This is a genomic window from Acinetobacter sp. YH12208 (assembly GCF_013418055.1).
Classification (GTDB): domain Bacteria; phylum Pseudomonadota; class Gammaproteobacteria; order Pseudomonadales; family Moraxellaceae; genus Acinetobacter; species Acinetobacter pseudolwoffii.
The window spans coordinates 1-4,359 of record NZ_VPCT01000042.1; the positions used below are offsets into that span (position 1 = coordinate 1).

General features: G+C 37.1%; 4 protein-coding genes. 1 reads left to right on the forward strand and 3 read right to left on the reverse strand.

Features of this window, described 5'->3' with window-relative positions:
• The first annotated feature begins 108 nt into the window (after positions 1-108).
• A complete protein-coding gene (locus FTU95_RS14755) occupies positions 109-387 on the forward strand; it encodes a mobilization protein (protein ID WP_180009818.1) in 279 nt (92 codons plus the stop codon).
• A gap of 9 nt (positions 388-396) precedes the next feature.
• Here FTU95_RS14755 and repM read toward each other — a convergent pair whose 3' ends face one another.
• From repM to mobQ, 3 genes are all read right to left on the reverse strand, one after another.
• Positions 397-1,329 carry a replication initiation protein RepM gene (gene repM, locus FTU95_RS14760; protein ID WP_179995818.1) on the reverse strand — a complete coding sequence of 311 codons (933 nt, stop codon included), beginning with the start codon at positions 1,327-1,329 and terminating at the stop codon, positions 397-399.
• A gap of 1,411 nt (positions 1,330-2,740) precedes the next feature.
• Positions 2,741-3,211 (reverse strand): hypothetical protein, encoded by a 471-nt coding sequence (locus tag FTU95_RS14765; protein WP_179997526.1) that lies wholly within the window; start codon positions 3,209-3,211, stop codon positions 2,741-2,743.
• Positions 3,208-4,161, reverse strand: a complete 954-nt coding sequence (gene mobQ, locus FTU95_RS14770; RefSeq protein ID WP_180004498.1) for a MobQ family relaxase — start codon at positions 4,159-4,161, stop codon at positions 3,208-3,210. Before mobQ ends, FTU95_RS14765 begins: the two co-directional genes overlap by 4 nt.
• Positions 4,162-4,359: the final 198 nt, after the last annotated feature.

Sequence of the window (4,359 nt, forward strand, 5' to 3'; positions counted from 1 at the left end):
AGTCGTAAGTGCGCATTTCATGAAAAACACGATAGCATATAGCCCGCTTGAATTTCAATTCATAGGGCCTTATGCTTGAGTGGTTTTCTATATCCCGAAATCTGAATCATGACAAAAGCTGCTGAAAATCTCGAAAAGAAAATTGAAGCCCAGTTGGAAAAGTTGAAACAGTTAAAGGCTCGTAAACAGGCTATCGAAGCTAGAGAAAAATCAAAACAAAAAGAGCAGGAAAGAAAAGATGATACTCGACGCAAAATTTTGCTCGGTTCTTATTTGATTAAAAAAATGAATGCCAATGAAGCCAATAAAGAAAAAATACTCGCTGAACTCAACGAGTATTTAACAGAAGACAGAGATAGAGAGTTATTTAATCTTAAGTGTAATTAGTTTTTATTTTTATACGTTAAAACCATGCTCTACAAGCAAAGGAAAGAACATTTCAAAGTGTCTTTTTTCTGCTAGCATTTCAGCTAAAAGTTGTCCGAATTGTTCATAATTTCCAGTACCAATTAAGTGGCTATACTCACTTTGTACACGCTCATCATAGGCAAGTTTAGATCCAAACTTAAGACGTTGTGAATCAGTCATTCGGTTAAAAAAATCTCCTATATTTTTGTCTTTTTTAACTTCAGTTCTTATTTGCTTTTGCTTAAATTTGAATGAAAAGCCTGTAATTGAACGCCCTTTTTTGTGTTGCTCATAAGTTGTTACGATGTCTGTATGTTCATTGATTTGTTTGATTGCTGGTTCTAATACACGCTTTTTGAAATCACACATCGCTGTATATTCAGTATTTTCAAGCCCAATTCTATTTCTAAAGTCACTTAACTCAATTTGTGGAACTTTGCCAACTTCGCGCCAAGCAATGATTAACTCATAAAGCCTAATAGCGTATTTACTTGTAAGCTGTGTGACCTGCTTAAGTTGATAACTAGTGAACTGTTGCTCAAGTCTTGTAATCAAAGGCACTACATCTGGTGCAAAAGTGATTTCTAATGTAGCTGAATCATCAATATATTTAATACGGCTTACCCATCTAGACTTAACAGTTCCTACATTTCCCTTTTTATCTTCTTCTTTAAATGAAAATTGACGATCAAACAGGTTTAGAACAGCACTTTTCAGTGCTTTGTAAGCACCATCGTTACTAACATTAAAACGACTAGCGTAATCATTAGCATGTATTTCTAACTTACTATCAGCAGTTATACCGTTACCTGTTTGTCTTGCATTAATGATTGCAAGAAGTATTAAGCGCTGTTCGGTTACTTCTAAATTATAACTAGCGTTCATTAATGCGTTATCTTTCACAACAAGCTCATTCTTCATCTTCAAAGCATATTATTATTCAAAGTAAGGACACTGTATAAAGTTATCATTAAAAGGTCAATATTAATTAAGTCCTTAAATCAAGACTAAATGTCCTTTTATAACCGACTAAATGTCCTTTTATAACCGACTAAATGTCCTTTTATAACCGACTAAATGTCCTTTTATAGGGCTTGAAACCCTTCTGTAGTAAGGGTTTAAGAGTGTCTAAAAGCATTTAAAAGCTTTAAAATATATATAAAAGCATAAGTGAGCATGGAAAACAGCCCTATGCCCTCGCTAAAGCTCGGACGTTTTAACCTCGCTAAAGCTCGGTTGAGGGGCTGTTTTTTTTAAATAGAAGTTGAGGATTTAATAAAAAAAGAAACTAGGCCTTCGCTTCGCTCAGTAATCTTTATGCTCGCTTCGCTCGTTTAGATTCTAATTAATACAGTTCGCACCCTTCGGGATGCTCTATATCTTTCGTTAAGAAGCAAAGGGGGGGCTTGTAATCAGGGAAAAGGCAGGGGCAAAATTTTAATGCCAGGTGATCGCTCGTAGACACTCGCTCGGTTCTTACTGGAATGAATTTAATTATTAAAATATCTAATTAAAACCGTAGAACATAAAAAATAGAAAAGTTGCCGCCCTGTTGCTCTATGATTCAAGGCGGCAATCTCTAATATAATGATATTGAAGGAAAAAACAGTTATATTATGTTAATTTTAAGAAAACTTCAGAACTGATCTACTTACTGATAATAAATGCTCTGCCTAAGCGTTTTAGTATTTTTTCGATAGTGGGTTCTAAGACTTCTGGAGTTAGATTTAGTTTAATTTCTACAGGATAAGAGGTTAATAACTCTTTGATAGGAGGCCTTTGTTCATCAGGCAGACACTCGATTAGAATCATTAGAACTTTAGGCTCGAAGCATCTTTTTGATGTGGCTTTGAGAGTTAGGCTAGGCATGGACCACCTAAGTTATAATATTTTATATAAGTACCACTATATCAGATATTTAAATAAAAAAAATCCCAGCAGGTGCAGTGCTGAGATTAGGCGCTTTCTGGGCTTAGTTATTATCGTTATCAAAAAAGTATAACTCAGTTTTTGCTTAATTAACTTTCTTTTTAACTAACTCCAATTTACTTAACTCTTGCCTTTTTTTCTGATCATTTTCGATCTTAATAACCATAGCTAAAATGAAAACCATTACTATAAAACTTAGGAAAATCAAATGTTTTCTCATTTTTAATTCCTTTTTTTAGTATCTAAGAGTGCCTTTATTCTTTGCAAATTGATATGACATAAAAAATCAAAATTTAGCTCGATGCTTTGAAATATGGCTTTTGCCATGTTTCAAAGTCGAGCCACTTTGCGACACTAAATATCTGATAGGTTTGGGAGGAGCAGAGCAAAGTACCAGCGGCAATTATTTAGGGTCAATCACACAATAATCGCCATTTTTCCCATAGCCACATTGTTTTGTCATCACTTTAACGCATGTTTTCCCATCACATTTTGATAGATCTAAACTGTATTTTTTCAGGTTGTTTACTTCCGATCTGCGCTGCTGGATTTCATCCATACTTGGGACAAATAAAAATAACGCCAAGAACAGCACCATTACCAACGCTACAAAGGCGCTGGCAAACACGGCAATAAATTGATAGTTAAGACGGCTAGTTGCTTTATCTAACTCCTCAATACGGCTCTTTAATGCCCCTATAGCTTGTTTATTTGTCTCCTGTAGTGACTTTTCAGCCTTATCTAGTACCCCACTAGCTACTTGGGTGTAAAATGTCTCTAATCGCTTCTTATCGTCTGCTATGGCTTCCCTGTATTCCTTCATCGAAGCTAATAAAATATATAACTGGTCGTCTAAATCGTTTTGATTGCTCATAGGGAAGGCCCATTTCTATTCATGCTTTTGCGTTGTTTCAGCTTCATAGCTTGTTCTTGCTGTAGCTTTAACCGCTTTTTATGTTCCAGTTCTAGGCGTTTAGCTTCTTGATCTTTCTTCCATTGCTCAAACCCTTGTTCAACACGGTTAAAACCCTGTTCTAAGGTCTTTTCCTTGTGCTGTTGTTGGTATTGGAGCTGCTGGCTGTTCTGCTGTTTGATTGTGTCGTTGAAACGGCTGATCTCAGTATCTATGCCTTTCCTACGCATCTGGGTGACTTTGCTGCCTTCATGTATGGTGGCTTGTAGCTGATTGCCCTGATCGGCATAGCTGCGGTGGTCGATTCTTTCCCGATACCCTGCATATTCCAGAGCATGATTGGCTAAGTTTGCCCAGGTGGCTCGAATCTGTTTAATTTCTTCCTGGCTTGTTCCCATGCCTAGGCTTTTTCTTTTGGTGTTACTTAGTTCAATTTCCGTTTTTTGAGTAAGGACTAATTTATTTTCAGGGTCCAATTCTGCTTTGCGAGTTGTTAGCAAGATATGTGCATGATGGTTTTTATCATCTCCACCTTTGCTGGGTGCATGAATCGCTAAATCTGCGACCACCCCATAGCGATCTACTAAGGACTTGGCGAAGTCTTTAGCGAGTTCCTTGCGTTGTTCTTCGTCCAATTCATCAGGTAAAGCAATAACCCATTCTCTAGCGGTTCTGGCATCTTTGCGGTTTTCCATTTTTTCCGCCAGATTCCAGAGTTCGGCACGATCAATTTGAGTATCTAAGTTCGAGATAATTTCGGTATAAGCCACACCTTCTTTTCTCGTAAAGTCGTGCGTTAATCCTGTCCGTTCATCTGTCAATTTTTCTCCTGCACGATAGGCCATAGATGCTACCGCAGTTCGTCCAGAACTTCGGTTAATGGTCTTGGTCGTACAGTGATAAATTGCCATGCCTTAGCCTTGTGATGGTTTTGCTTTTGCTTTTAAAAATTGCGTAGCAATTTTTTGGGGTTAAGGGGAATCCCCTTACGCAAACTTTGACTTGGATGAAATCCAAGTCGTAAGTGCGCATTTCATGAAAAACACGATAGCATATAGCCCGCTTGAATTTCAATTCATAGGGCCTTATGCTTGAGTGGTTTTCTATAT

What these genes read in the sequence shown, in the direction of transcription:
- FTU95_RS14755 (WP_180009818.1), top strand. Translation starts at nt 109, where the DNA reads ATGACAAAAGCTGCTGAAAATCTCGAAAAGAAAATTGAAGCCCAGTTG.
- repM (WP_179995818.1), bottom strand. Translation starts at nt 1,329, where the DNA reads ATGAAGAATGAGCTTGTTGTGAAAGATAACGCATTAATGAACGCTAGT.
- FTU95_RS14765 (WP_179997526.1), bottom strand. Translation starts at nt 3,211, where the DNA reads ATGAGCAATCAAAACGATTTAGACGACCAGTTATATATTTTATTAGCT.
- mobQ (WP_180004498.1), bottom strand. Translation starts at nt 4,161, where the DNA reads ATGGCAATTTATCACTGTACGACCAAGACCATTAACCGAAGTTCTGGA.